Source organism: Parabacteroides sp. AF18-52 (genome assembly GCF_003479145.1).
Classification (GTDB): Bacteria; Bacteroidota; Bacteroidia; order Bacteroidales; family Tannerellaceae; genus Parabacteroides; species Parabacteroides faecis.
In genome coordinates, this window is record NZ_QUGR01000007.1 from 1 (window position 1) to 25,198 (window position 25,198).

A 25,198-nucleotide genomic window follows, 5' to 3' on the forward strand; every position below is an offset into this window, starting at 1 on the left:
CCCCGACCGATGAGCTTGAAAGAAAAACAGCGCATGACACAGTTTATTTTACGCCCCCCGTTTGGAGTGGTAATTATTCTGTAGATGAAGTAAAGACATCGAAAGGAAAGTCTTTTCATTTAATTAAGGTAACTATATACCACTTTACATTAAATACTCTAAAATAAAACCCTCAATACAGTAATATTCTGAATTGAGGGTTACTTTTTAAACTTTGGATCTCTAGGATCTTTAGATGGGTCATACATTAGAGCCTTTTTTATTTTCTTTTGAAAATCGGCCATAAGTTCTCTATCCTCTTCTAAGACTTCTATCTTTTTACGAGGCTCTTTATTTTTGTCTGTCATAAATTTATCAGTTTCTAATTAGCTCTTGATATGTCAATCTATTTTCCATATGCTGCAAAAATAGAGCAAATCTTTCACTTTCGGAAATCTTTCTTGTGTTATATCTAAATACAAATTCATCAACATATCTTTGTAGATGTTTATTTGATACGTTATGATAGATACCTAGAATACCTCGTTTGAGTAATCCCCAAAAGCCTTCCATTGTGTTTGTATGTGCTCTATTACTTACATATTGTCCTTCCCCATGATAAACAACTTCGTGTTTGTAGTTTATATTCAATTGTAAATAGGCTTGCCATTCATCTGTATAAATGAATGAATCCTTTTTTACCCAGTTGTTCACATTAGGCATTAGGGTTGATGCTTTTGTGTCAGCTACAACCTTTGCTACTAATACACCGCTTCTTTGAACCATACCAAAGACGGGGGTCTTATCTTTAACACTTCGTCCTTGCGAGTTTTTCACCTTTTTATTTTGGTGTCGGTTCTTATTCTTACCTCCGATATATGTTTCATCTGCTTCTACTTCATTTTCTAAACATTCAATACATTCTATATTAAAACAGTTTCTAATACGTTGGAGCATAAACCATGCTGTCTTTTGAGTAATACCCAAATCTCTTGATAACTGTAAAGAAGAAATACCCTTCTTATGTGCTGTTGCCATATAAATGGCATAAAACCAATTTCTTAATGAAACTTTTGAATTTTCAAAAAGAGAACCAGTCTTTACATTAAAATACTTTCCAGTATTCGCACACCTATAACGACCATGACTACATCTGTATACCTTTGAGGACTCGTCAAATGGAGATATAACATCCCCACCCCAGCGCATTTCTTCTAGGTAATCTATACAGGTTTGCTCATCTGGAAAGTATTTCATTAACTCAAATACTGATCTAAAATTCCAAATATCCATGCTTAACTTTCTTTATTGGATAATAAAGATACAAAAATTTCTACACATAACCAACTGAAGATCAATTAATTTAGTTGAATATCGGATTCTACAGGATTTTTCTGTTGTTGTATTTCTGAATTGTTATACTGTTATTGCCTAAATAGAACAAAAGTCTCATCACTTCTTTTGTTAATGAGTATCAGTTTGTTTTCTGATAACTTCACAGTGAAAACTCTATATCCTATAAAAATTTCTTCATGTCCTACATACTCATAGTCAGCTATGTCAGTAGTCATTTCCATCTTGTCTCTATCAAAACTGTATGTGAAAGAACTTGTGTGACTACTTTCTTGTTCTAGGAAATAGATAGCTGTATTATCATCAAAAAAAGTAAAAACAAATGTTTCATATTTATCAGGTTTCTCACTCCAAGTACCAATTAACAGATCATTATCGTTTTCGCTGTCATCTTTGTTGCAACTTGCGAATAAAGAAATGACTGTTACAATCAATAGTATATTAATAAGCTGCCTCATAATAGTTTCTATTTTTTTCTTACACATCTTACAGTAATGTCATCACTCGCCTTACCTTCATTTTCATAGTTCTTCACCATTGCTTCAACGTACGTTTTTTCACCACATATGGGTATTATATCAGGGGTAGCCCAATTTTTGTACGTTATAGTACATTCATAACACATATTACTATCGTCATCATCTTTACTACAAGATAGACACACAACGCATATACATGCAACGATAAACACTTTTGTTATTAGTTTCATAATACTAATGTTTGCCCTTGCTGTCTCCTTAGCTTGGAGTTTGTAAAAAAAAAGAAGCGTGGAGACTATTGGATACTACTGCATTGAGGTCTTGGACTACCCTTCGCACAATAGTAAACAATAGCCCCACGCCTTATGTCAGTGTACTATTATCCCTCTTGTATATTCAGAATGGGTATACAACAACATAGGCGCAGAAACTGTATGTCTATTATCCTGTGCGAATGAAAGTGTCCAAGTTTCAATGCAAGATAATATCTTAACGCTTCTACGTCTTTATTCTAATACGTGAGGGCAAAGATAGAAATATGTAAAATTAAAAACAATTTAATTTGTATTAATTTGTTTCAAAATGACAAATCTCGGTTTGATTATTGTATAGCTTTTTGAAGTTTGTCATAGAGATGGCAATAGTAATGTGGCTTGCAATAGCTACAAAAAAAAGAGGAGGCTTTGTATATGAGCTGTTACTCAGAAAAGATTCTGGACCTTATCTTTAGCAAAGGTTCTATAGTTAGAGGTATGAACTCTAAGCTATATCGAAAAGATTGTTTTGGCAATCTTATGTATCGATATTCTTATGGAAAATACTCTCCTATGGGATGGAATGTTGATCATTCCAAACCTATCGCTAAAGGTGGAACAAATAGCATACGCAATTTACACCCCATGAATTGCTTTGCTAATTGTTCTAAAGGAGCCAGATATTAAGCTTTCGGCAGTATGTCCATTCTGACATACTGCCACCTCCTCTCTTTATTTTTTTTATAACAATCCAGTATCTAATGAAGTTGGTGGATCAAGTGAATTGATTCGAAAAGGTGGGGGTGGTGTAAAGTGGTATATAGTTACCTTAATTAATATTCCTTTTTATTATGTGGGTTCACTGGAGATCATATTATCTAAACATATAAAATCTTCAGCAAACTAGTATACAAAGAAAAAAGTTGTACTTTTGTGTGCTACATTAATTATGAATAAGAATAATGGCTAATGATGAATTGAAACAAGCCTGGAAAATACCTGAGCCAACGCTTCGGAGACTACCTTGGTATCTTGCTTTTCTGAAACTGATGAAAGGCAAGGGAGAGACGTTTGTATCATCTACCCAGATTGCTAAAGAAATTAATGTAGATCCCAGCCAGGTGGCGAAGGATCTTTCGTTTGTCAATATTTCGGGGAAGACCAGGGTCGGCTATGATATCTGTGCCCTTGTAGATGTGTTGGAAGATTTTTTGGGTTTTACTGCGCAGCATAAAGCTTTTTTATTCGGTGTCGGTAGCCTGGGCGCTGCCTTGTTGCAGGATACCGGGTTAAATCAGTATGGACTGGAGATTGTTGCCGGGTTTGATGTCCGCAAAGAACTGGCCGGTACGGTCGTGAATGGTATACCTGTTTTTCATCTGGACGATTTTCCAGCCAAGCAGAAAGAGTTCGGAGCGACGATCGGTGTTATCACGGTACCCGTAGATAAGGCACAGGAGGTAACGGAGCAGATCATTGCCGGAGGTATCAAGGCCTTGTGGAACTTTACCCCGTTCCGTATCCGTGTTCCTGAACATATTGTGGTACAGAACACTTCCATGTATGCCCATCTGGCTGTCATGTTTAATCGTTTGAACTCAATTAATCACTGAAATGAAGATTATAGCAGTAGGAATGAATTATGCAGAACACAATAAAGAGCTGCATCATTCGTTAGAGTTATCGGAGCCTACTATCTTTATGAAATCCGATTCCTCCCTGTTGAAAGATGGGAAACCGTTTTTTATTCCCGATTTTTCTTCGGAGATACATTACGAAACGGAGATCGTTGTAAAGATAGATCGGCTGGGTAAGAACATCGCCGAACGTTTTGCACATCGTTACTATAATGAAGTAACTGTCGGTATTGATTTTACGGCCCGTGATCTGCAAAGAGAACTGCGTGCGAAAGGATTACCCTGGGAGATCAGTAAAGCTTTTGATAATTCGGCTGTTATCGGGACGTTTGTGTCTTTGGACAGAGTAGGGGATATCAACCGTATTCCGTTCCATCTGGATATAAACGGTCGGAAGGTGCAGGAGGGAAATACCTCGGATATGCTTTTCCCGGTCGACAAGATTATCGCTTATGTGAGCCGTTTTTTTACTCTGAAGATAGGAGATTTGATTTTTACAGGAACACCGGTCGGTGTAGGGCCTGTTAAGATCGATAATCATCTGCAGGGATATATCGGTGAGCAGAAGTTACTTGATTTCCACGTTAAATAGTTGACAGTTGACAAGTGACAGTTGATAGTTATTTGTCCTTGATTTTATCTGTCAACTGTCACTTATCAACTATCAACTGAAAAAAGATATGTTACGATTATTATATACATTCATAATAAGTATCTGCTTTTTCTCTTTCGCCTGGGCGGATGGTAGCAAGTATGCAACCAGCTCTGCATTGGCATCCGGGAAATGGGTAAAGATACAGATTGAAGACAGAGGAATTTATAAACTGACATATGCCGACCTGCAGGGGATGGGATTTTCTGACCCGGCGAAGGTTTCCGTACATGGTTACGGCGGTTGTATGCTGGACGAAGATTTCTCAAATCCTTATATAGACGATATACCTGCCGTTCCGGTCTGGCGCGGCGACGACTACCTTTTATTTTATGGCTGCGGAGTTATCAACTGGACGTATGACAAGAGTACGGAAAGTTTTGTCCATACCAATAATCCTTACTCCAATTACGGTTATTATTTCCTGACGGATGCTACTGGCACGAAAGAGATGGAATCGGTGGCTTCTGCTGCCGGTGCTTCTTTGAAAGTGACGACCTTTGATGATTATCGTTTGCATGAGAAGGATCTTGTATCCGTGAATAATTCGGGACGGGAGCTTTTTGGCGAAGCGATGGATATGACCCTTTCAAGAGATTTCTCATTTACCGGAATAACCGGCATTACCAATGATGACGGTAAAATTGCGTTACGCTTTATCGCCAAACCGACTACCGGTAACGGAAGCGTGAGTATGAGTGTGGATGGCGAGAAGTTATTGGAAAAAACGATTGCTCAAAGTGGTTCGAGTGGTAGTGAAACGTATACTATGGCGCGTTTGGTCTATGAGGTCGTGGACTGGAAAGGGGATAAAGGTACGAATGTAAAAGTAAATGTAAGATACGGACAGTTGGGACATAAGAATGTCCATCTGGATTATATCCGTTTGCAGATGAAGCGGGAGCTACAACCGTATGGCGTCTGTACGTTTTTCCGTAGTTTGGCCTCTGTTGGAAATGCCTCCCGGTTTGTCATCCAGAATGCCAATACGAACACAATGGTTTTTGATGTGACGGATAAGTTAAATCCGAAACAGATGGAAACGGAACTGAGCGGAAATGAATTGTCTTTCTCTATCCCGGCAGGGACGTTGAGAGAGTTTGCATTAGTGCAAAGAAATCAAGCGTTCCCTTCTCCGGAAGTCGTAGGTGATGTAACGAACCAGGATTTACATGCTTTGCCGCAGACCGATATGATCATTATAGCCCAACCCGGGCTGACTGCACAGGCAGAACGACTGGCCGAGGCACATCGTACCCGTGACGGCCTGACGGTTCAGGTGGTCACTCCGGATGCTATTTATAACGAGTTTTCGAGCGGTACTCCGGATGCTACGGCTTACCGTCGTTTTATGAAGATGTTTTACGATCGTCAGACTTCGGAAGAGGATGCTCCCAAGTATCTGCTTCTTTTTGGTGACGGAGCGTTTGATAACCGTTTTATTACGTCCGGCTGGCAGAATGTGACGACAAGTAATATGCTGTTGACCTACCAGACGGAAGAATCATTGAATGAACGATCGTTTGTTATAGACGATTATTTCGGTTTTCTGGATGATAGCAATAATGGAAAAGAACTGATGTCTGCCAGAGTCGATATCGGAATAGGCCGTTTCCCAGTCAGAACACTGGCTGAGGCAACCAATATGGTGAATAAGGTCATCGGTTATATGGATAATAAAGATACCGGATCATGGAAAAACAATGTCTGTTTTGTGGCGGATGACGGGAGCAGTGCGGACGGCTATATGATAAATCATGCAGACCAGGCTGACCGGTTGGGTGAATATATCAATACAAGCCATCCCGAATTTTTGGTGAATAAGATTTATTTTGATGCTTATAAGAAAGATGTTTCAGGAGGTCTGGCTACTTATCCTGATGTAAAAACGAATATTCAGAAGCAACTCAAAAACGGATTGTTGCTGATAAATTATACCGGACATGGGAGCACTACAGCCTGGAGTGATGAAAGGGTGTTGACTGAAAGTGATATAACTCAATCGACTTATACACGTTTGCCTATCTGGATTACGGCAACTTGTGATTTTTGCCGTTTCGATGCTTCGGTCACTTCCGCCGGCGAGCAGGTTTTCCTTAATAAGGTGAGTGGCGGTATTGGTTTGTTCACGACGACCCGCGTGGCCTATTCCACTCCGAACTTCGAAATCAATGACAATCTGATCCGTAATCTGTTCGAGAAAAAGAACGGACGTCGTCTGACATTGGGGGAAGTTATGAAAGCAACGAAGAGGGCATTAGGTTCGAGCCGGTATAAACTGGGATTTGCCCTGATCGGTGACCCGGCATTGAAGTTGGCTTATCCGGAATATCGTATGCAGGTAACGGCCGTAAACGGGAACCCGGTGACGGATGAGCCGGTAGATTTCAAAGCGTTGCAAAAAATAACAGTAGAAGGGGAAGTGTTGAATGCAGATGGGAATGTAGCAACGGACTTTTCCGGTTTGTTGAACCCGACTGTCTTGGATAGCCGTGTCTCTTATGAAACGCTGGATAATAACAAGACCGGCAATACATTTAAGTATACTGATTATTCGAATATACTTTTTATTGGTAACGATTCGGTCCGTGCCGGAAAATTCAGTTTTACCTTTACCGTACCGAAAGATATATCCTATTCAAACGAATTCGGAAAGATGAATCTATACGCTTCGGATGAAACGAATAATCTGGAAGCACAGGGTGCTTACCTGAATTATCGTGTCGGAGGAACGGATGATAATGCGGAAGACGATCATGACGGTCCGGAGATTCGTGTCCTGTATATGAACGATTCTACATTTGTCAATGGTGGTCAGGTCAATATGACACCGTTCTTTGTGGCACGTCTTTGGGATAAGAGTGGTGTGAATATCACCGGTAGCAGTATCGGGCATGATATGATGCTAATCATTGATGGCGATCCGTCACTCAGTTTCAACCTGAACAGTTATTATGAATTGATCCCGGGAAAAGATGGGGAAGGTATTGTGAAGTATTTACTTCCGGCGTTGACTCCGGGAATCCATACCGCTGAGTTTAAAGTTTGGGATATACAGAATAATTCGACTACGTATGAATTTGAGTTTGAAGTGGTGGAAGGGTTGAAGCCTTATCTGCTGGAACTGACCGCAACACCTAGTCCGGCACGCGAGCAGGTAGAATTCCACTTGTTCCACAACCGTCCGGAAAGCCAGTTGACGGTTGGTATTATGGTATATGATATGATGGGGCGCCTGCAATGGAAACATCAGGAAACCGGAGCATCCGAGCTATTCAAATCGTATACGGTAACCTGGGATCTGACGAATAACAGAGGCGGACGTCTCCGTCCCGGCATATATATATATCGTGCGGCAATCAGTTCCGGAGGCTCTAAGGAGGCTACGGATGCAAAGAAATTAATAATCCTCGCACAATAAAGTAAAGTAAAATCAGTTTATATGTTCGTAAGGTAAATTTTTATTTACCACGTTTTTAACAGATATAGTATGATAAAAGAATTAAGAATCAGTACACTTATAGTTGCAATCAGCCTTTTGGCTACTTTCACGGCGTTGCACGCCGAGGGTGATAAGGCTAAATTTGCTCCGGTTAATACGGCGGTACCTTCACTGTCTATTGCTCCTGATGCCCGTGGCGGTGCAATGGGTGACAACGGAGCTTCAACTACTCCCGATATAAACTCTCAATATTGGAATCCGGCAAAGTATGCGTTTATGTATAGTAAAGCGGGTGTTTCTTTGTCATATACTCCCTGGTTGCGTAAATTGGTAAATGATGTGGCTTTGGCGAATTTGGCTGGTTATTACAAGATCGGTGATAGTGATTTACAGGCGGTCGGTGCTTCCCTGCGTTATTTTTCGTTAGGAGATGTGCCTTATAATCCTATTAACGGGGAATCGACCGGTGGTTACTCGGTGAGCCCCTATGAAATGGCTTTCGATGTAAGTTACAGCCGTAAATTGTCTGAGTCTTATTCGATGGCTGTTGCTATGCGTTATATCCGTTCGGATATGGGAACGGATCCTTCCGATGAAAGCCGTGTACCCGGTAATGCATTTGCTGCGGATATTGCGGGTTATCTGGAAAAATATGTGATCCTGGGTAACAGTGAATGTTTGTGGAGTTTTGGTTTCAATGTCTCCAATATCGGTACGAAAATATCTTATGACGGCGGGGAACATAATGAGTTCATTCCGACGACTCTTCGTCTGGGAACCGGTTTGCTCTATCCGATCGACGACTATAACCGGATCGGTCTGTATCTTGACTTGAGTAAATATCTGGTGCCGAGTTTGCCTTATCTGCGTGAAGGTTATACCCAGGAAGAGAAGGATGAATACGATAAGAAAAAAGAAGAATATAATGATGTATCCGGTATTTCCGGTATTTTCAAGTCTTTTGGCGATTCACCCGACGGTTTTAAAGGCGAATTGCAGGAAGTGATGGTTTCTATTGGTGCAGAATATAGTTATAACGACCAGTTTTTCCTTCGCGGAGGTTATTTCTATGAAAATGCAAATAAAGGTAACCGTCAGTATTTCTCTGTCGGAGCAGGTTTCCGTATGAGTGTATTCCAGTTGGATGCAGCTTATCTGGTAAGTACGGTTCAGAGTAACCCGTTGGACCAGACGCTTCGTTTTTCTCTGTCATTCGATATGGACGGTATCAAGAACCTGTTCAGATAATCAGTTGAAGGTATGAAGATACGTGTAGGTTTTGGTTATGATGTGCATGCCCTGGTCCCTGACCGGGAGTTATGGATGGGCGGTATCCGGATAGAGCATACATTAGGACTGCTGGGACACAGTGATGCCGATGTGTTGATCCATGGCATTTGCGATGCTTTGCTCGGAGCAGCGAATATGCGCGATATCGGCTATCATTTTCCCGATACGGCAGGTGAATACAAGAATATAGACAGCAAGATATTATTACGCGACACAATGAAATTGTTGCGTGAGGCCGGTTATGAGTTGGGTAATATCGATGCAACCGTTGCTGCTGAACGTCCGAAGCTGAATCCGCATATTCCTGCGATGAAGCAGACTCTGGCAGAAGTGATGCAGGTAGACGAAGATGATATTTCCATCAAGGCGACAACAACTGAAAAGCTGGGTTTTACCGGACGCCAGGAAGGTATTGCAGCTTATGCTACTGTGCTGATCCAGAAATAACTATATTTTCGTGATGAACTTCGCAGGGGATTGTGAACCAGAATGTACTTCCTTTCCCCTCTTTTGATTCTACGCCGATCTCTCCGTTCAGACGCTTTACGATGGTCTGGCAAATAGATAATCCCAATCCTGTTCCCTGTATAAAGTTGTCGAATTTGGCAAACCGTTCAAAAACATGCGGTACGTTTTCTTTGGTAATGCCTTTGCCGGTATCGGAAACATAGAAGCGCAATCCGTTCCCTGTTTCTTCATATCCCATTTTTATACAGCCTTCGAAAGTGAACTTGCAGGCATTTGTCAGGAAGTTGGTTATGACTTGTGTCAGGCGCGTCTTCTCCGAATAGATATAACAAGGTCGTTCCGGAATTGAATATTCCAGTGTCACTCCCTCTTTGGGTCGGCTTTTGAAAGTTTGTGCTAATGTGATGAACAAGGCGGACACATCGATATTGGAGAACGTGAATTCCAGTTGATCGGCTTCAATCTTTGACAGGTCCAGGATATCGTTGACCAATTGTAACAGGAGTTCATTATTGGTTTCTATGATATTGCAGAATTCGATCGTGTCTTCCGGGCTTTCCGAATGGGCTATCAGGTTAGAAAAGCCTACGATTGCGTTTAATGGTGTCCGTATTTCGTGGCTCATATTTGCCAGGAAGGCACTTTTTAAGCGGTTAGCTTCTTCTGCTTTTTCTTTTTCACGCCGTTCTTCCTCTTGTTTGAGCTTTTGGAAATAAAGACGGAAACGTAGCACTGCTATTGTTGCCAGCAGGCAGATGATCGCAAATGCACTAAATATGTGTATCTTATATTTCTGGAAAAAGGTCGGAGGCTGCTGATAATAAATGGCATTCAACGGAAAACGGGATGGTTCGATGCCGTGGTTGAACAGATGTTGGTAGTTAAGGTGTGTATGTGGTTCTCCTCCGATATGAGTTGAGATATCCCGTGCCTCTGTTCCTCCCAGTATCAACCGGATAGTGGAGATTACGGATTTGCTGAAATCGTTTTCTGAAATGTAATGTCCTCCTGCAAAGTTGCCGGTTTCGATGTTCAGGTCTGCCAAAAGATATACCGGGGGTTGCGAAAAGCTGTTTGTCATTTTTTGTACATTGTCTATCAGATAATGATTTTCTTGAGTTTGTTTGAATACAAACCAGGAATAATAGATGATTCCGGTTTCTTTGCCGTAAAGACTTAAACTATCCAGCAGATTTTCGGTAGAAAGGTCCGGAGTCGATAAGACCTTCAGTTTTAATTCGGGAAAGTCAGCCTGCATTGTTTTCGACAGTTCTTGCTCGGTATATAAGCTGATATACCGGTTATCGCGGATAAAGACTATCTTATTCAGGTCAGGTTGTAATTTCTTTATTGTTTCGATGGTTTCTTTTACAAAAAGAGGCTGGATTAATCTGGTTACATTGTATCCTTTTACCTGATCTTCTGTGAGAGCCATGTGTTGAATGGTTTGCAAGTCCCTGCCCAGCAGATACTCTATTTTGGTAGGGATCAACTCCTGGGAATGGCAGATGATAGTAGGAACACCTTTCCATTCCTTTTCGAAAAGAGGTCGGCAGACCAGCCAGGAGGGGTCTCCTATATAAACAATCACTTTTGGAGGAACTGTATATTTTTTTCGTAATATCCCGACTTTCTCATTTACATCTGTCGTATCTTTCATGGCAGGTATTGAGAGTTCTTCTCCGACTACAGACATATTTTCTTTGGCGAAAGTGTTGTTGATCGCTTCGTAAATACCTTGTGTCCATACTTCGCTGAAGTTTATGGAATGCACAACTAATATGTAATCGTCTTTATCGTGTGGGAGGGCTAAAGAACGACAGGTTAGTAGTATAAAGGATAATATGAAAAAAAGTCTTTTCATACGCACAATTATGAATTTTACGACGCTATGAAATTCAGTCTATTTCGAGCAAAGATATGTATTGTTCTTTGTAATTTTGCTTATCCCGTCGTTAATTTGTAGTTTTGAACCGAATAAAATTGAATGAGTTATGAAGAGTAATGACTGGAAAGACCGTTTGGGAGTAATGTACTCCACTAATCCGGATTTTCAATATAATACAGGGGGAGAGGAAGAAGAAGATACACTTCCTAAAGAAAAGCAGCTATTGCGTATTTCACTGGACAAACGTAACCGGGGAGGTAAAGCCGTTACATTGGTTACCGGATTCCGTGGAACAACGGACGATCTGGAGGCATTAGGCAAGTTCCTGAAGGTAAAATGCGGTGTGGGTGGTTCTGCCAAAGACGGTGAGATCATCGTGCAGGGAGATTTGCGCCAGAAGGTGCTCGAGATATTGCAAAAGGAAGGCTATACAAAAAGTCGGGTCATATAAGGTCTAATTAATTGAGATAATATGCTAACTGTTTACAGAGCTTCGGCCGGAGCGGGTAAGACTCATAAGCTGACCGGTGAATACCTGACCTTATTGTTTGCCGGGGCGGGGGCTTATCGCCGTATCCTGGCGGTAACGTTTACCAACAAGGCTACCGATGAGATGAAGGGCCGTATTGTTGAGGAGCTTTACAATCTCTCATCTGGTCGTAAATCCGATTATGTGGAGTCGTTGTGCTCGACTTACTCTCTGACTGAAGAACAAGTCCGTAAACAGGCTACTAAGATATTGATCGATATCCTTCACGATTATTCGGCATTCAATATAAGCACAATCGACCGCTTTTTCCAGCAAACCATGAGGGCCTTTACCCGTGAGATCGGTTTACAGGGTGGTTATGGTATTGAAATGGATCAGGAACTGGTACTGACTACAGCTGTCGATAATCTGCTGGCTGATCTGGAAAAACCGGAAAGTAAGGAATTATTAGGCTGGCTGCTCCGTTTTGCAGAAGATAAAATCGAAAATGGAGGAGAATGGAATCTCCGTAAAGATATCATGTCCCTGAGCCGTGAAGTTTTTAAGGAAAGCTATAAGGCTTCCAGTGAAGAAGTCGCTAAGGATATCCAGAACAAGGAAGCACTTGAAAACTATAAGAATGAATTATTCGGCATTATCCGTTCGGTAGAGGCGGAAGCGAAACGGTTAGGAGAGAGCGGACTGGCATTGCTTAATAAATATGCTATCCGTACGACTGATTTTAAAGGAGGAAGCCGTTCGCCGCTCACTTTGCTGGATCGTCTGGCTAAAGGAGAAATGAAAGAGCCGACCGCTACTTTTATCGGTTTGGCTGATAACCTGGAGGGTTGCTTTACGAAAACAACCCCTCTCGGAACGCGTCAGATTATCGGTTGCATATTTGAGGAAGGACTGAATGACTGCATCAAGAAGATCATAGCCCTGTTCTCAAATCTGACTGCTTATAATACGGCCCGTGAGATTGTCCGTTATTACTATACTTTGGGGATTCTGACAGATGTTTCCCGGCAGATCGCTTCTTACCGCGAAGATAAGAATGTCATGCTGATCGCTGATACAACGGAGCTGCTGAATAAGGTGATCGGCGGAAGCGATGCCCCGTTCATCTACGAGAAAACAGGAACGCATGTGGATCATTATATGATCGACGAGTTTCAGGATACCAGTGGTATGCAATGGAATAATTTCCGTCCGCTGATAGAAGAAAGTCTGGCTCACGATCGTGCCAACCTGATCGTAGGAGATGTGAAACAAAGTATCTATCGTTTCCGCAACTCCGACTGGAAATTACTGGACGAACAGGTACAGGCCGATTTTTCGTCCGGGGAGGTAAAAGAAGAAACATTAAAAGAGAATTGGCGTAGTTGCCGGAATATCGTAGAATTCAATAACACCTTTTTTACTGCTCTTCCGGGTGTTTTGCAAACCGTCTATAACGAAACTTTGCTGACTTCTTCGTTAAGTGAAGAGCAGCGTGCTGCTTATCTGACAAAGATCATGTCGGCTTATACTAAAAGTTATCAGCTGGTACCTCCGCCTTTTCAACAGAAAGACGGTCATGTGAAGATCGAATTCCTGACCGGTGATGAAGAGAAAGACTGGAAAGAGGAGGCGCTGGATCGTTTGCCCGGTGTGGTCGAACAGTTACAGGATAACGGTTATGACTTGAAAGATATTGCTGTTCTGGTCCGAACCAATATGGAAGGGGCGATGGTGGCGGATAAGTTGCTTTCCTATAAAGAATCGAACCCGTCCGATCGTTATCATTACGATATAATCTCTGATGATGCTCTGTTCGTTAGCGGGTCGCCGGCAGTCCGTTTTATGATCGCCCTATTGCGTTATCTGAGAAATCCGGAAGATAAGATCAACGAACAGACCGCATTGTATTCCTACCGGATCCTGCAGGGAGCGATAGAAGATGAAGACCATTCGAATCTCTATTCTGTGGTTACTTCCGCTAATATCTTTCCGCCGGAGATAGCCGCAGAGTTACAAACCCTCTCCCGTCAGTCGTTGTATGAAATATCGGAAGGGCTTTTCCGTCTCTTCTCCGGAGATTTTCAGGAGAATGAACAAGTCTTTGTCCAGGCATTCCTGGATATGGTATCGGAATATACTCAGAAAGAAAGTGCTGACCTGAGTCGTTTCCTTAAATGGTGGGATGAAACAGGATATCGTAAAACGATCGCAACTCCGGATGCACAGAATGCGATCCGTATCCTGACCGTTCATAAGTCAAAGGGGTTAGGTTTCAAAGTTGTTATTATTCCTTTTGGAGACTGGGAAATAGATCATAAACCTAGTAAGCCGGTTATCCTGTGGTGTAAGCCTGAAACGAAGCCTTTCAACCGGTTGCATCTGGTGCCTGTGCGTTACAGCCAGTCCTTGGGCAATACCATTTTTGCGGAAGATTATTTCCGTGAACGGCTACATGCCTTTATCGATAACCTGAATACGCTGTATGTCGCTTTCACCCGTTCCAAAGACGAATTGATCGTGTTTGCTCCTCGTCCGAAGAAGATTAAGGAGGAAACGGGAGAAGTTGAAAAAATATCTTCCATAGCCGATGCTTTGTGGGCAGCCTTATATGTGGAGGTACACGATACCCGTGAAGGAGATACACTGGTCTCTTTGCCATCTTCTTTTGATACGAAAGCCGGTATTTTTGAGTTGGGCAATTGGTGGCATCCTTCGGCTGCAAAGTCGGATGAACACAGTCCGGAGGAGATAACGATGGCCCGTATCAGTTCGATCTCTCCCGACGATCGTTTGCAACTACGTTTGCATGGAAAAGGCTTTTTCTTTGATAATGCCCGCCGTAAGCACGGAGCTTTGATGCATGAGGTACTGAGCCAGGTACGTACCCGTAAAGATATTCCTTCTGCTGTTGAAAGCTATCGTCTGTCGGGTGTCATAAACAAGGAAGAAGCAGAGTTGCTGATCGTTCGTTTGGAAGAGTTGTTGGATACACCGGAGGTTCTTCCCTGGTACGACGGAACGGCACGTGTGCTGAATGAGGTCGATATCCTTTTTGGAAAAGGATTATCGAAACGTCCTGACCGGGTAATGATTTCGGATGAAAAAGTGACCGTGATAGACTATAAATTCGGTGAAATACAGGACAAACGACATCATAATCAGGTAAAGAATTATATGAAACTGATCAACCAGATGGGATACGAGAGGGTAGAAGGTTGTCTCTGGTACGTGGAGTTGGGGAATATAGTATCAGTTGACAGTTGATAGTTGACAGTTAAGTACTCAAACAAACAACTGTCATCTGTCAATTGTCAACTGAATTGTTTTGTTATTCCGTAAAAATGAATACTTTTGCAAATTGAAATAAAAACGCAGCTTTAAAGGAAGAATGAAAGTACATAAAGAAGGGACTGGCCTGTTACTTACGTTATTTACGGTTTTATTTGTCGTAAATGTCGCATTATACCATACCGTGGGTAAGGGGATACTGTTCTATACCGTTGCTACTATTTCAACGATTCTTTTTTTGCTGATACTGAATTTCTTTCGTAGTCCGTTCCGCCGTTTCCCCTACGATTCGGAAGGATTGGTGATCGCACCTGCCGACGGTACGATTGTGGCGATCGAAGAAGTGATGGAGAACGAGATCCTTCATAGGCAATGTTTGCAGATATCTATCTTTATGTCCGTATTCAATGTGCATGCCAACTGGTTCCCGGTAAACGGAACAGTGAAACATGTTTCCCATAATAACGGACGATTCATGGCGGCATATTTACCGAAAAGCAGCACCGAAAACGAACGTTCGGCTGTTGTCATTACTACCAAGAACGGAGTGGATGTGCTGGCACGTCAGATAGCCGGCGCACTTGCCCGGCGTATTGTCACCTATGCCAAGGTTGGAGAAAAATGTCATGTTGACGAACAGATGGGTTTTATCAAGTTCGGGTCGCGTGTAGATGTTTATTTGCCGGTAGGGACAGAAGTGCTGATCGAAATGGATCAGAAGGTAACCGGTAACCAGACGCCGATCGCGCGGTTAAGTAAATGCCCGTGTGAATAGAATCCGGAAAATATACAAAAGATGAATATTAGAAAGCATATACCCAATACAATCACTTGCATGAGTCTTGTATCAGGTTGCATCGCTACTGTAGTCGCTTTGCAGGGTAATTTGTTGTGGGCAGCCATATGGATCATTATTGCTGCTGTTTTTGATTTCATGGATGGGTTTGCCGCCCGTGTGCTGAAAGCCTATTCCCCGATGGGGAAGGAATTGGATTCATTGTCGGATATGGTTAGTTTCGGAGTAGCACCCGGTATGATTGTATTCTGGATGCTCAGCCAGGCAAGTCTTTCGTTGGGAGAGATCGGCCGTTATATTCCTTATCTGGCTTTCGTGATCCCAGCTTTTTCCGGTTTGCGTCTTGCCAAGTTCAATATCGATGAACGGCAGACAACATCGTTTATCGGTATGCCGGTTCCGGCAAATGCCCTGTTCTGGGCTTCTGCCGGATACTCTCTGGCTCCGTTGGCACAGGCAAATCCTGTGTTGTTCATTGTGGTTACGCTGGCGGTGGCCTTGGCTACCTCTTTATTACTTGTATCAGAAATTCCGATGTTCTCGTTGAAGATCAAATCGGTTGCATGGAAAGGTAATGAAAGACGCTATATATTAGTAGGTTGTGCAGTCTTGTTCGTTGCCCTGTTCGGTATGCTGGGTATAGCCGGGACCATTCTTCTCTATCTCCTCTTGTCTATTTTTAACAAAAGACAATAAACAAGAGGTCTGTTCTATATGTTTCTCTTATAAACCAACTAAGTAACGAAGTATTATGTTTAAGTTTTTGTTTGTAATGTTTTTCTTCTTCATCCTGTTAGTGTTCCTGATGGGATTCTCTATCCTGCGTACATTTAAGAATATGTTATTCGGTAGTGGAAGCAGCAATACAAAGAAGGGAGAACAGCGTCGTCAGACAAGCAGTTACTCTAGCGGGCAACATCAGTCGCATACTACCGAGGACGATTATGCCTCGGCTAACCGTAAGAAGATCTTTGCTAAAGATGAAGGCGAATATGTTGACTTCGAGGAAGTGAAGTAATTACAGTAACGATCATCCCGTGCTTGACGCGGGATTTCTCATTCTCTTATCTTCTCTGCCGGAAGAATTTCTGCATCTCTTCTGCGCATTCTTTCTCCATCACACCTTTTTTTACGATAGCTTTCGGATGAAATGCTTTCGGCGCATATTCCTGATACCCTCTTTTCTCATCGCTCGCACCGTACACGATCGTACTTAATTGTGCCCAGCCGATGGCACCTGCACACATAATGCAGGGTTCTACCGTTACATAAAGGCTGCATCCGGTTAGATATTTAGCCCCTAATACGCTGACAGCTGCCGTAATTGCCAGCATTTCCGCATGGGCGGTCGGATCGTTCAGGCGTTCTGTCTGATTGTGGGCACGGGCAATGATCTGGTTATTACATACAACCACGGCACCTACGGGTACTTCTCCCTCGGCAGCTGCAGCACGCGCTTCCACCAGTGCCTGTTTCATAAAATATTCGTCGTTAAATGGATTCATCGTCTCATTTCCGTTTCTTTGAAGAGGGTAGGATAATCCTCTTCCAGCGTTTTGAGTATATGTGAAAGGATTGTTTCCCGATACCAACGGGATTTATTTTCGATATTATATCTGGCAAGATAGCGGTCGACGGCCTTTTGCTCTTCTTCGTTGAGCATAAAAGTAACCTTATGCACCCTCGGGCGATTCGGCTGTGCTTGCGAGTATTTCCGATTTGTTGCCATATTGTGCAAATGTACAAGTGAAAGGCCAAATAAAAAAGAAAAACAGTATATTTGTGCAAATTAATGAGATGGCTGAACAAAACGATTTAGGCAGGGATGGTGAAGCGAAAGCACGTGACTATTTGATCCGGCAGGGCTACACGATTTTGCATACCAACTGGAGGTGGCATCATTATGAACTGGATATTGTTGCGACGAAAGATGAGGAACTGATTGTCGTTGAGGTGAAAAACCGTTCGGAAGATTATCTCTTGTCGCCGGAGGAAGCTGTCGATAATAAAAAGATCAGGCGTATCGTGGCTGCTGCGGATGCCTATGTCCGTTATTTCAATCTGGAACTGCCGGTCCGTTTCGATATCATCACCCTGATTAAAGGAAAAGAAGGATTTCAGATCGAACATATCGATGGTGCTTTTTACGCCCCTTGCCGATAAATAAAAACAAAGAAAACGTATGAATATAGAAGAAGCCCGTGAATATTGTCTGTCGTTGAAGAATGTAACAGAATGCTTTCCGTTCGACGATGTCTCCCTGGTCTTTAAGGTGGAAAATAAGATGTTTGCCCTTTTGCCGCTGGATGTTGAAGAACCTACGATCTCGGTGAAATGTAATCCGGATTATACGGAAGAATTACGCGACCGTTATAAAGCTGTCGAGCCGGCTTACCATTTCAATAAAAAATACTGGAACGGTATTTTTCTGGAACGTGATATGCCTGATGATGAGATCCGTTATTGGATTCAGCATTCTTACCGTGAAGTGATAGCCAAGCTACCGAAAAAAATAAGGGAGATATACAATGAGTGACGGAAATGAAATACCACGGATCATCCGTTTAGAAGAGACGACCTCCACCAATAGTTATCTACGGGGATTGGTCGGGAAAGAGCCGTTGCCGGAGGGTAGTGTCGTCGTTACCGAATACCAGACGGCAGGGCGTGGACAGGTTGGTAATACCTGGGAATCGGAAATAGGAAAGAATCTGATGTTTAGTGTGATCCTTTATCCTGACTTTCTTCCTGCCAATCGTCAGTTCCTGATTTCCCAGATAGCTGCATTGAGCGTAAAAGAAACGCTCGACGAATATGTAGACGCTGTAAAGGTGAAATGGCCGAACGATATCTATTGGCGTGACCGGAAGATATGCGGCATGTTGATCGAGAATGACCTGTCGGGGCGTGAACTGTATTGTTCCGTACTTGGTATCGGTATCAATATAAACCAACAGGAATTCCTGAGTGATGCACCGAATCCGGTTTCACTGGCTCAGATAACGGGACAGGAATACGACCGGGCAGAAGTTTTGAATAAATTCCAGAAACATCTTTACGAACGTTACATCGACCTGATCAGAGAGAAGGAGGACGATATCCGGAATGATTATATGGCAGCATTGTACCGGGGGAATAGCTTTTATCCGTACCGGGATGAAAAAGGACTGTTTCAAGCCTGTATTAAAGGGATAGAGCTGACGGGACATCTTATCCTCGAATTGCCTGACGGGGAGTTGAGACGTTATGCATTCAAGGAAGTATCTATGGTACAGAGCGGAATGCATTGAACCATTTTGAATAATTATACTATTGAACCTAATAAAAGAACACCATGAAACTAGTATCAATCGGCAAAGTAATTCTATTTTTATTTATTTTATTTGTTTGTTCCGGTATAACGGCACAGTCTTATGAACGTGACTGGCGTACGGATCGTCAGAAGATCAAGATCATCTCTTATAATATCATGGATGGTTTCAGTAATGGTGCGGACAAAGACCGTATCGCACGCTTTACCACCTGGGTTAAAGAGCAGTCGCCCGATGTCCTGGCTTTGAACGAACTTTGTGGTTTCACCGAGGCGAAACTGAAAGAATTGGCTGCCGGTTACGGCCATCCTTATGTCGCTATTGTAAAGGAGAACGGTTATCCGGTTGGTCTCACTTCCAGAACTCCGCTCAAAGTGATCGATAGAAAGATAGATGGCTACGGTCACGGGCTGTTACACTGTAAAGTGTTGGATATGGATTTCCTGGTGACACATCTGAATCCTTCCGACCGTCTGAAGCGTAAGAAAGAAGCTGATAATATCGTCGACTATATAAATAGTAACCAATTAACCAACTGTCTGTTGATGGGAGATATGAATGCCCATTCTCCTTTTGATGCCTCCTGGACAGACGAACATCTGGAAGATTATGCTGTTATCTCCACATTTATGGCTGCATCTTTACATGATATCTGTTATATGTTCACCCCTGACAGCCAGCGTTATTCTTTTCCTTCCCGGATATTGGCAGGTTCACCGAAGGGGGATGCTTTACGCCGTCAGCAGGAACGGATCGATTTTATCTTTGTAACCGACAGTCTGCGTCCGGATTGTGTAGATGCACAAATTTATAATGGTCCGGAAAATGATTATCTGTCTGACCATTATCCGGTCGGGATCAGTATGTTCATACCTAAAAAGTAACAAAATAAAGTTTCTCTTTCGCTATCCCGGCGGATAGAGAAACCGGATACAAAATACCCTCGGCGGAAATTCCGTCGAGGGTTATTCATCTGTTGGCTCCGAGATTATTTAATCTCAATGTTTCTATGCAATTTAGCTGCTTCTACAGGTGCTTTTTTAGGAACATCTACTGTTAATACACCATGTTCCACTTTTGCACTGACCTGATCTTTATCAACATTATCCGGCAATATCATTGTCTGCTGGAATCTTGAATATGAGAATTCGCGGCGCAGATAACGTCCGTTGTGCTTTTCGTCTTTATTCTCACTTTTCTTTTCCATCGAAATAACCAGGCAATTGTCGTCGTCGATACGAACGTTGAAATCGTCCTTTGTCATTCCGGGAGCAGCCAATTCTATTCTATAATCTTTTTCGCTTTCAATCACATTGATGGCAGGGGCTGTAGAATTAGCTTTTTCCATCCAGTCGTTATCGAAGAAATCATTGAAGATACTCGGTAACCAATTTTGATTTTTTCTGATCGGCATCATAATTAAATCTCCTATATTTAAGTTACACATTCAATAATTTATTGAACTCCGGGCTTTTTCCGAACCCTTCGTTCATCTATCAATATACAAACTGTGTGCCAGAGTGCATAGAAGAATTACAGTGTCTTTTTGTCATGTATTTAAGTCTATATTACTTATTTCTGTGACAAAATGTTTCTATACTCTTCTATTTACTTCTAATATGATTAATTCTTTTTGGCCTTTTCCGTAACGTGCTCTACACGGTCGGCGATGTATTCTGCCTGATTGACACCTTTGTCGACAACATCTTTGAATTTCTTTTTTGTTCTGTCTGCCAACTCACTCATGTCGTCGTGGATACATTTGAATTTACCATCGTCTTCCATTTTACGGAGTACATAACCAATTGCGATACCGGCTGCAATGCCAATTAATACATTTTTCATAACTATTTTATTTTAAATGATTCTGTCTGGTTTATTTATATATGAAACAGAACCCCGGGTCATATTGTTCCCGGCTTAAAGAGAAAAAATATGAAATATAAAAACAACGTTTCCCCATCTCTTTCCGCTGAAAGTAGTGGGGAAACATAAAGTTAGGAAGAAGGTTTGGTTGTTTTCTTAGTGTCTTCAAAATAAGGAATAAAGTGTGTTTCATTTCGATAACAAAAGTAGAGTGGCGGTATTACAAACCTGTTACATGCACTATACAGTTTTATTAAATAATACCGGAATAATTACCTTCTGATATTGTTTGCTGATTGAAATACTGTATTTTTGCCTTAAAGCAGAGATAAGCTGCGCCTCAGTATAAAAAATGAACGAGTTCATTTTATTCTGCTCCCGACTTGCATTATCTTTGCAGAAGAACATTTAGAAATTAAAATAGATAGAGATGGCACAGTACAAACGAATTCTCCTGAAACTCAGTGGTGAATCGCTGATGGGAGGAAAACAATATGGTATCGACGAAGTTCGTCTGAACGAATACGCAGCACAGATCAAAGAAATTGCCGAAATGGGCGTACAGATCGGGATCGTGATCGGCGGAGGAAATATTTTCCGTGGCCTGAGCGGGGCTTCCAAAGGTTTCGACCGGGTGAAAGGCGATCAGATGGGGATGCTGGCAACGGTGATCAATAGTCTGGCATTAAGTTCTGCCCTTGTCGCACAAGGTGTAAAGGCAAAGGTTCTGACGGCTATCCGCATGGAGCCGATCGGTGAATTTTATAATAAATGGCGTGCCATCGAATTGTTGGAACAGGGGAATGTCGTGATCATGTCAGGCGGTACGGGTAACCCGTTTTTCACAACCGATACCGGTTCATCCTTGAGAGGAATCGAGATCGAAGCTGATGTGATGCTGAAAGGAACTCGTGTGGACGGTATCTATACGGCTGATCCAGAAAAAGATCCGACGGCAACCAAATTCTCGGATATCACTTATGACGAAATCTATACACGTGGCCTGAAAGTAATGGACCTGACGGCAACCACGATGTGTAAGGAGAATAACCTGCCTATCATTGTCTTCGATATGGATACGAACGGTAATCTGAAGAAGGTAATGAGCGGAGAGAATATCGGGACATTGGTACACAACTAGACAAAAGACCCTGTCTCTTCTATTTTTCATAGTAGTGACAGGGTAGTGCCACAGTTATGGCACAAGACTGCCACAGTTATGGCACAAGACTGCCACAGTTATGGCACAGCATTCAGGTAAGGATAAAACAGATTCCGTTATAGGGTCAAAATATGATAAAAACCATAATTGTAAGCCATGAGGCATATCTTATCGATACTACTTCTTTTAAATCTTCTTGTCGGTTGCAACCATACCGATAAGGAGAAGAAGTATGTGATAGGAATTTCCCAATGTATGTTGGATGATGCCTGGCGGCAGGAGATGATCCGGGAAGTGGAGATCGAAGCATCCAATTATGATAATATCCAATTGGTGATAAAAGACGCCGACAGCAACAACGATCGTCAGATTAAACAGATTCGTGAGCTGATCGCTCAAAAAGTGGATATACTGATCATCTCTCCTTTCCAGTCCGACCCGATTACGGGAGTGGCGGAAGAGGCCTACCGGGCAGGTATTCCGACTATTATTACCGACCGGAAAGTCAATACGGACCAATATACCACTTTTGTCGGTGCCGATAATTATGAACTTGGTTTTACTGCGGGCAGGTATGCTGCCAGATATTTGCCGCCACATGCTACTATACTTGAAATATGGGGTATGATGGCTTCTTCTCCGGCTCAGGAACGTCATAAAGGTTTTCAGGCTGCATTGAAAGACCGGACAGACCTGGCTTTTCGTCCGATAGAAGGAGACTGGCGGTATGATGTGGCGGTAAAATGTCTGAAAGATATCGATTTTTCCCAGCCGGTAGATTTTGTGTATTCCCATAACGACATGATGGCGATTGCCGCACGTGAACGTTTCCTGGCTTTGGACTCCGTTCGCGGCCGGGAGTTGCATATCATCGGGATGGATGCCGTTGCACATGCCGGGCTGGAGGCTGTGGCAGACGGGCGGATCAATGCTTCTTTCCTTTACCCGACCGGAGGGGAACAGGTTATACGGACCGCCATGCAGTTGATAAGAGGGGAACAGGTGGATAAATATATCCCTTTGCTTAGCGGCCAGGTAGATCAGGCGGCTGCTCAAACCCTTCTGCTCCAATCCGAGCGGCTGAGCAATTATCAGCAGCGCATAGAGACGCAAAGGAATCGTATGCTCGAACTCCTGAACCGCTTTTATTTCTTGCAGGATTCGCTGGGGATTATCATGCTTTTGATGATCGGGCTTATTTCTTTATCTGTCTATGTCTTCTTTATCAACCGGAAGGTGCGTATTAAGAACCATGAATTGCATGAGATCAATAAAAAAGAAGAGGAGCAACGGCGTAAACTGATTTCGCTGAATGCAGAGATAGAACAGGTGACAGCTTCTAAATTGCAGTTCTTTACGAATATCTCCCATGAAGTACGTACTCCGTTAACTCTGATACTCGGCCCACTGGACAAGCTGCTTAATTTGTTGCATGATTCGCCCTATATATCCGATCTGGAACTGATCCATAAGAATGCAGGCCGTTTGCTCAGGGTGATCAATCAGATCCTGGATTTCCGGAAAGTGGAGAATAAACAGGAGACACTAAAGATCCGCGAAGTCGAGATCGTCTCTTTTGTCAGCGAGCTGAAGTCTTATTTCAACAGTATGGCGAAGGTACGTTCCATCGATTATACATTCTTCCCGGAGATGAAAGAGTGTACTGTCTGGATGGATGCCGACCTGATGGAGAAAGTTTTGGTTAATCTGCTGTCCAATGCTTTCAAATTCACTCCCGAAGGAGGAAAGATCCGTGTGTCCCTTTACGATAAAGGAGAATGGGTGGAGATTGGTGTCGAAGATAGCGGCTGTGGTATAAAAGAGGAAAATATACCTTATTTATTCAACCGCTTTTATTCGGAGAATGGCCGGGTTGGTACCGGTATCGGCCTTCATTTGGTGGATGAATATGTCCGGATGCACAATGGAAAGGTGTCTGTCGATAGTACATTGGGTAAAGGGTCCTTATTTACCGTCAGTCTCAGAAAAGATAAAAAAGAACTGAAAGGGGATTACATAACGGAAACGCCTGTCTCGCTGCTGGCTTATGATGCCTCCCAGTTGGATGATTCGGAAGAAAAAGCGTTGGTAAGCAAGGAGTATCCTTATACGATTCTTATTGTGGAGGACGACGATGAGGTGCGGAGTTTCCTGGAAAAAGAGCTGTCCGCTAACTTCCGTGTTCTGACAGCTACCAATGGAAAAGTCGCTTTGGCAATTTTGCAGGATGAGGAAGTCTCGTTGGTGTTAAGCGATGTAATGATGCCGGAAATGAATGGTTTTGAGTTATGCCGGTCGATAAAGACGGATTTGCTGACAAGCCATATACCGGTGATTCTCCTGACGGCTTTGTCTGACGAACGTCAGCGGATGTACGGTATCTCAGGCGGTGCGGACGGTTATATCCAGAAACCGTTCCGGATCAACTATGTGAAGATCCGCATTGTCCGTATCCTGGAAGAACGCAGACGCTTGCGGGAACAGCTGTTGCATAAATTGCAGGATAGCAACCTGCTGATGTCAGAGCCGGAGAAAGTGGAAAATATGGATGACCTTTTCCTTCGTAAATTTGTGACACGTATAGAAGAAATTTATACGGACCCGGAATTTAACGTCGAAAAACTAAGTGACACCCTGGGCCTGTCACGCGGGCATTTACACCGTAAGATAAAAGAACTGACCGGAACGACTCCTGTCGACTTTCTTCGTAATTACCGCCTGGGAAAAGCGGCACAGTTACTTAAACAAAAACAATATTCAGTCAGCGAGATAGCCTATCAGACAGGTTTCTCTTCTCCCGCTTATTTCTCGAAATGTTTTAAAGCGGTGTATAATATGACTCCTTCCGAATTCCAGTAAGA

At 42.7% G+C, this 25,198-nt stretch carries 24 protein-coding genes; 16 read left to right on the top strand and 8 right to left on the bottom strand.

Annotation, left to right across the window (positions count from 1 at the left end):
• Positions 1–200 precede the first annotated feature (200 nt).
• The 3 genes from DWX23_RS24885 to DWX23_RS12900 form a co-directional block, all read right to left on the bottom strand.
• Entirely contained in the window at positions 201–347 is a 147-nt protein-coding gene (locus tag DWX23_RS24885; RefSeq protein ID WP_158607077.1) for a hypothetical protein, read from the bottom strand.
• 7 nt (positions 348–354) lie between these two features.
• Complete coding sequence (locus tag DWX23_RS12895; RefSeq protein ID WP_122374782.1) at positions 355–1,272, bottom strand: IS1595 family transposase; 918 nt, start codon at positions 1,270–1,272, stop codon at positions 355–357.
• Positions 1,273–1,403: 131 nt separating this feature from the next.
• The gene (locus tag DWX23_RS12900; RefSeq protein WP_122374783.1) at positions 1,404–1,790 is read right to left on the bottom strand and encodes a hypothetical protein; all 387 of its coding nucleotides are present in this window, start codon (positions 1,788–1,790) and stop codon (positions 1,404–1,406) included.
• A gap of 1,237 nt (positions 1,791–3,027) precedes the next feature.
• Between DWX23_RS12900 and DWX23_RS12915 the strand changes: the two genes are divergently transcribed.
• From DWX23_RS12915 to ispF, 5 genes are all read left to right on the top strand, one after another.
• A complete protein-coding gene (locus tag DWX23_RS12915) occupies positions 3,028–3,678 on the top strand; it encodes a redox-sensing transcriptional repressor Rex (RefSeq protein ID WP_122361251.1) in 651 nt (216 codons plus the stop codon).
• A 1-nt stretch (position 3,679) separates the two neighbouring features.
• Positions 3,680–4,294, top strand: coding sequence for a fumarylacetoacetate hydrolase family protein (locus tag DWX23_RS12920; protein ID WP_122374786.1), 615 nt, complete (start codon positions 3,680–3,682; stop codon positions 4,292–4,294).
• A gap of 88 nt (positions 4,295–4,382) precedes the next feature.
• Positions 4,383–7,775 (top strand): type IX secretion system sortase PorU, encoded by a 3,393-nt coding sequence (gene porU / locus DWX23_RS12925; RefSeq protein ID WP_122374787.1) that lies wholly within the window; start codon positions 4,383–4,385, stop codon positions 7,773–7,775.
• 69 nt (positions 7,776–7,844) lie between these two features.
• Complete coding sequence (porV, locus tag DWX23_RS12930) at positions 7,845–9,044, top strand: type IX secretion system outer membrane channel protein PorV (RefSeq protein ID WP_122374788.1); 1,200 nt, start codon at positions 7,845–7,847, stop codon at positions 9,042–9,044.
• A 12-nt stretch (positions 9,045–9,056) separates the two neighbouring features.
• Positions 9,057–9,533, top strand: a complete 477-nt coding sequence (gene ispF / locus DWX23_RS12935) for a 2-C-methyl-D-erythritol 2,4-cyclodiphosphate synthase (protein WP_122374789.1) — start codon at positions 9,057–9,059, stop codon at positions 9,531–9,533.
• Here ispF and DWX23_RS12940 read toward each other — a convergent pair.
• Positions 9,511–11,418, bottom strand: coding sequence for a HAMP domain-containing sensor histidine kinase (locus DWX23_RS12940; protein WP_122374790.1), 1,908 nt, complete (start codon positions 11,416–11,418; stop codon positions 9,511–9,513). The genes ispF and DWX23_RS12940 overlap by 23 nt on opposite strands.
• Before the next feature lie 130 nt (positions 11,419–11,548).
• Here DWX23_RS12940 and DWX23_RS12945 point away from each other — a divergent pair, with 130 nt between their 5' ends.
• From DWX23_RS12945 to DWX23_RS12965, 5 genes are all read left to right on the top strand, one after another.
• Positions 11,549–11,893, top strand: coding sequence for a translation initiation factor (locus DWX23_RS12945; RefSeq protein ID WP_122374791.1), 345 nt, complete (start codon positions 11,549–11,551; stop codon positions 11,891–11,893).
• A 21-nt stretch (positions 11,894–11,914) separates the two neighbouring features.
• Complete coding sequence (locus tag DWX23_RS12950; RefSeq protein WP_122374792.1) at positions 11,915–15,178, top strand: exodeoxyribonuclease V subunit beta; 3,264 nt, start codon at positions 11,915–11,917, stop codon at positions 15,176–15,178.
• Between the two features lie 124 nt (positions 15,179–15,302).
• Positions 15,303–15,977 (top strand): phosphatidylserine decarboxylase family protein, encoded by a 675-nt coding sequence (locus DWX23_RS12955; protein WP_122361244.1) that lies wholly within the window; start codon positions 15,303–15,305, stop codon positions 15,975–15,977.
• Between the two features lie 21 nt (positions 15,978–15,998).
• On the top strand, positions 15,999–16,694 hold the full coding sequence (pssA, locus tag DWX23_RS12960) for a CDP-diacylglycerol--serine O-phosphatidyltransferase (RefSeq protein ID WP_122374793.1): 696 nt from the start codon (positions 15,999–16,001) through the stop codon (positions 16,692–16,694).
• 55 nt (positions 16,695–16,749) lie between these two features.
• Positions 16,750–17,016, top strand: a complete 267-nt coding sequence (locus tag DWX23_RS12965; protein WP_122351900.1) for a DUF4834 family protein — start codon at positions 16,750–16,752, stop codon at positions 17,014–17,016.
• 46 nt (positions 17,017–17,062) lie between these two features.
• On the opposite strand, the gene DWX23_RS12970 is transcribed toward DWX23_RS12965, so the two are convergent.
• The gene (locus DWX23_RS12970) at positions 17,063–17,503 is read right to left on the bottom strand and encodes a nucleoside deaminase (protein WP_122351899.1); all 441 of its coding nucleotides are present in this window, start codon (positions 17,501–17,503) and stop codon (positions 17,063–17,065) included.
• A complete protein-coding gene (locus DWX23_RS12975) occupies positions 17,500–17,727 on the bottom strand; it encodes a hypothetical protein (RefSeq protein ID WP_122351898.1) in 228 nt (75 codons plus the stop codon). Before DWX23_RS12975 ends, DWX23_RS12970 begins: the two co-directional genes overlap by 4 nt.
• Positions 17,728–17,795: 68 nt before the next feature.
• Between DWX23_RS12975 and DWX23_RS12980 the strand changes: the two genes are divergently transcribed.
• From DWX23_RS12980 to DWX23_RS12995, 4 genes are read left to right on the top strand one after another with little or no spacing between them, the layout of a single operon-like run.
• On the top strand, positions 17,796–18,161 hold the full coding sequence (locus DWX23_RS12980) for a YraN family protein (protein WP_122374794.1): 366 nt from the start codon (positions 17,796–17,798) through the stop codon (positions 18,159–18,161).
• 19 nt (positions 18,162–18,180) lie between these two features.
• Entirely contained in the window at positions 18,181–18,534 is a 354-nt protein-coding gene (locus DWX23_RS12985) for an MmcQ/YjbR family DNA-binding protein (RefSeq protein WP_122374795.1), read from the top strand.
• Positions 18,527–19,288 (top strand): biotin--[acetyl-CoA-carboxylase] ligase, encoded by a 762-nt coding sequence (locus DWX23_RS12990; protein ID WP_122374796.1) that lies wholly within the window; start codon positions 18,527–18,529, stop codon positions 19,286–19,288. Before DWX23_RS12985 ends, DWX23_RS12990 begins: the two co-directional genes overlap by 8 nt.
• 44 nt (positions 19,289–19,332) lie before the next feature.
• Positions 19,333–20,193 (top strand): endonuclease/exonuclease/phosphatase family protein, encoded by an 861-nt coding sequence (locus tag DWX23_RS12995; RefSeq protein WP_122374797.1) that lies wholly within the window; start codon positions 19,333–19,335, stop codon positions 20,191–20,193.
• A 104-nt stretch (positions 20,194–20,297) separates the two neighbouring features.
• On the opposite strand, the gene DWX23_RS13000 is transcribed toward DWX23_RS12995, so the two are convergent.
• Positions 20,298–20,726: an Hsp20/alpha crystallin family protein gene (locus tag DWX23_RS13000; RefSeq protein ID WP_122374943.1), complete on the bottom strand. Its 429-nt coding sequence runs from the start codon at positions 20,724–20,726 to the stop codon at positions 20,298–20,300.
• Between the two features lie 206 nt (positions 20,727–20,932).
• Complete coding sequence (locus DWX23_RS13005; protein ID WP_122351892.1) at positions 20,933–21,154, bottom strand: hypothetical protein; 222 nt, start codon at positions 21,152–21,154, stop codon at positions 20,933–20,935.
• Between the two features lie 451 nt (positions 21,155–21,605).
• Between DWX23_RS13005 and pyrH the strand changes: the two genes are divergently transcribed.
• The gene (gene pyrH, locus DWX23_RS13010; protein WP_005867363.1) at positions 21,606–22,316 is read left to right on the top strand and encodes a UMP kinase; all 711 of its coding nucleotides are present in this window, start codon (positions 21,606–21,608) and stop codon (positions 22,314–22,316) included.
• Positions 22,317–22,493: 177 nt separating this feature from the next.
• Positions 22,494–25,196, top strand: a complete 2,703-nt coding sequence (locus tag DWX23_RS13015) for a substrate-binding domain-containing protein (RefSeq protein WP_122374798.1) — start codon at positions 22,494–22,496, stop codon at positions 25,194–25,196.
• Positions 25,197–25,198 lie beyond the last annotated feature (2 nt).

Coding starts and splice junctions, on each gene's coding strand:
- DWX23_RS24885 (WP_158607077.1), bottom strand. CDS start 347: ATGACAGACAAAAATAAAGAGCCTCGTAAAAAGATAGAAGTCTTAGAA.
- DWX23_RS12895 (WP_122374782.1), bottom strand. CDS start 1,272: ATGGATATTTGGAATTTTAGATCAGTATTTGAGTTAATGAAATACTTT.
- DWX23_RS12900 (WP_122374783.1), bottom strand. CDS start 1,790: ATGAGGCAGCTTATTAATATACTATTGATTGTAACAGTCATTTCTTTA.
- DWX23_RS12915 (WP_122361251.1), top strand. CDS start 3,028: ATGGCTAATGATGAATTGAAACAAGCCTGGAAAATACCTGAGCCAACG.
- DWX23_RS12920 (WP_122374786.1), top strand. CDS start 3,680: ATGAAGATTATAGCAGTAGGAATGAATTATGCAGAACACAATAAAGAG.
- porU (WP_122374787.1), top strand. CDS start 4,383: ATGTTACGATTATTATATACATTCATAATAAGTATCTGCTTTTTCTCT.
- porV (WP_122374788.1), top strand. CDS start 7,845: ATGATAAAAGAATTAAGAATCAGTACACTTATAGTTGCAATCAGCCTT.
- ispF (WP_122374789.1), top strand. CDS start 9,057: ATGAAGATACGTGTAGGTTTTGGTTATGATGTGCATGCCCTGGTCCCT.
- DWX23_RS12940 (WP_122374790.1), bottom strand. CDS start 11,418: ATGAAAAGACTTTTTTTCATATTATCCTTTATACTACTAACCTGTCGT.
- DWX23_RS12945 (WP_122374791.1), top strand. CDS start 11,549: ATGAAGAGTAATGACTGGAAAGACCGTTTGGGAGTAATGTACTCCACT.
- DWX23_RS12950 (WP_122374792.1), top strand. CDS start 11,915: ATGCTAACTGTTTACAGAGCTTCGGCCGGAGCGGGTAAGACTCATAAG.
- DWX23_RS12955 (WP_122361244.1), top strand. CDS start 15,303: ATGAAAGTACATAAAGAAGGGACTGGCCTGTTACTTACGTTATTTACG.
- pssA (WP_122374793.1), top strand. CDS start 15,999: ATGAATATTAGAAAGCATATACCCAATACAATCACTTGCATGAGTCTT.
- DWX23_RS12965 (WP_122351900.1), top strand. CDS start 16,750: ATGTTTAAGTTTTTGTTTGTAATGTTTTTCTTCTTCATCCTGTTAGTG.
- DWX23_RS12970 (WP_122351899.1), bottom strand. CDS start 17,503: ATGAATCCATTTAACGACGAATATTTTATGAAACAGGCACTGGTGGAA.
- DWX23_RS12975 (WP_122351898.1), bottom strand. CDS start 17,727: ATGGCAACAAATCGGAAATACTCGCAAGCACAGCCGAATCGCCCGAGG.
- DWX23_RS12980 (WP_122374794.1), top strand. CDS start 17,796: ATGGCTGAACAAAACGATTTAGGCAGGGATGGTGAAGCGAAAGCACGT.
- DWX23_RS12985 (WP_122374795.1), top strand. CDS start 18,181: ATGAATATAGAAGAAGCCCGTGAATATTGTCTGTCGTTGAAGAATGTA.
- DWX23_RS12990 (WP_122374796.1), top strand. CDS start 18,527: ATGAGTGACGGAAATGAAATACCACGGATCATCCGTTTAGAAGAGACG.
- DWX23_RS12995 (WP_122374797.1), top strand. CDS start 19,333: ATGAAACTAGTATCAATCGGCAAAGTAATTCTATTTTTATTTATTTTA.
- DWX23_RS13000 (WP_122374943.1), bottom strand. CDS start 20,726: ATGATGCCGATCAGAAAAAATCAAAATTGGTTACCGAGTATCTTCAAT.
- DWX23_RS13005 (WP_122351892.1), bottom strand. CDS start 21,154: ATGAAAAATGTATTAATTGGCATTGCAGCCGGTATCGCAATTGGTTAT.
- pyrH (WP_005867363.1), top strand. CDS start 21,606: ATGGCACAGTACAAACGAATTCTCCTGAAACTCAGTGGTGAATCGCTG.
- DWX23_RS13015 (WP_122374798.1), top strand. CDS start 22,494: ATGAGGCATATCTTATCGATACTACTTCTTTTAAATCTTCTTGTCGGT.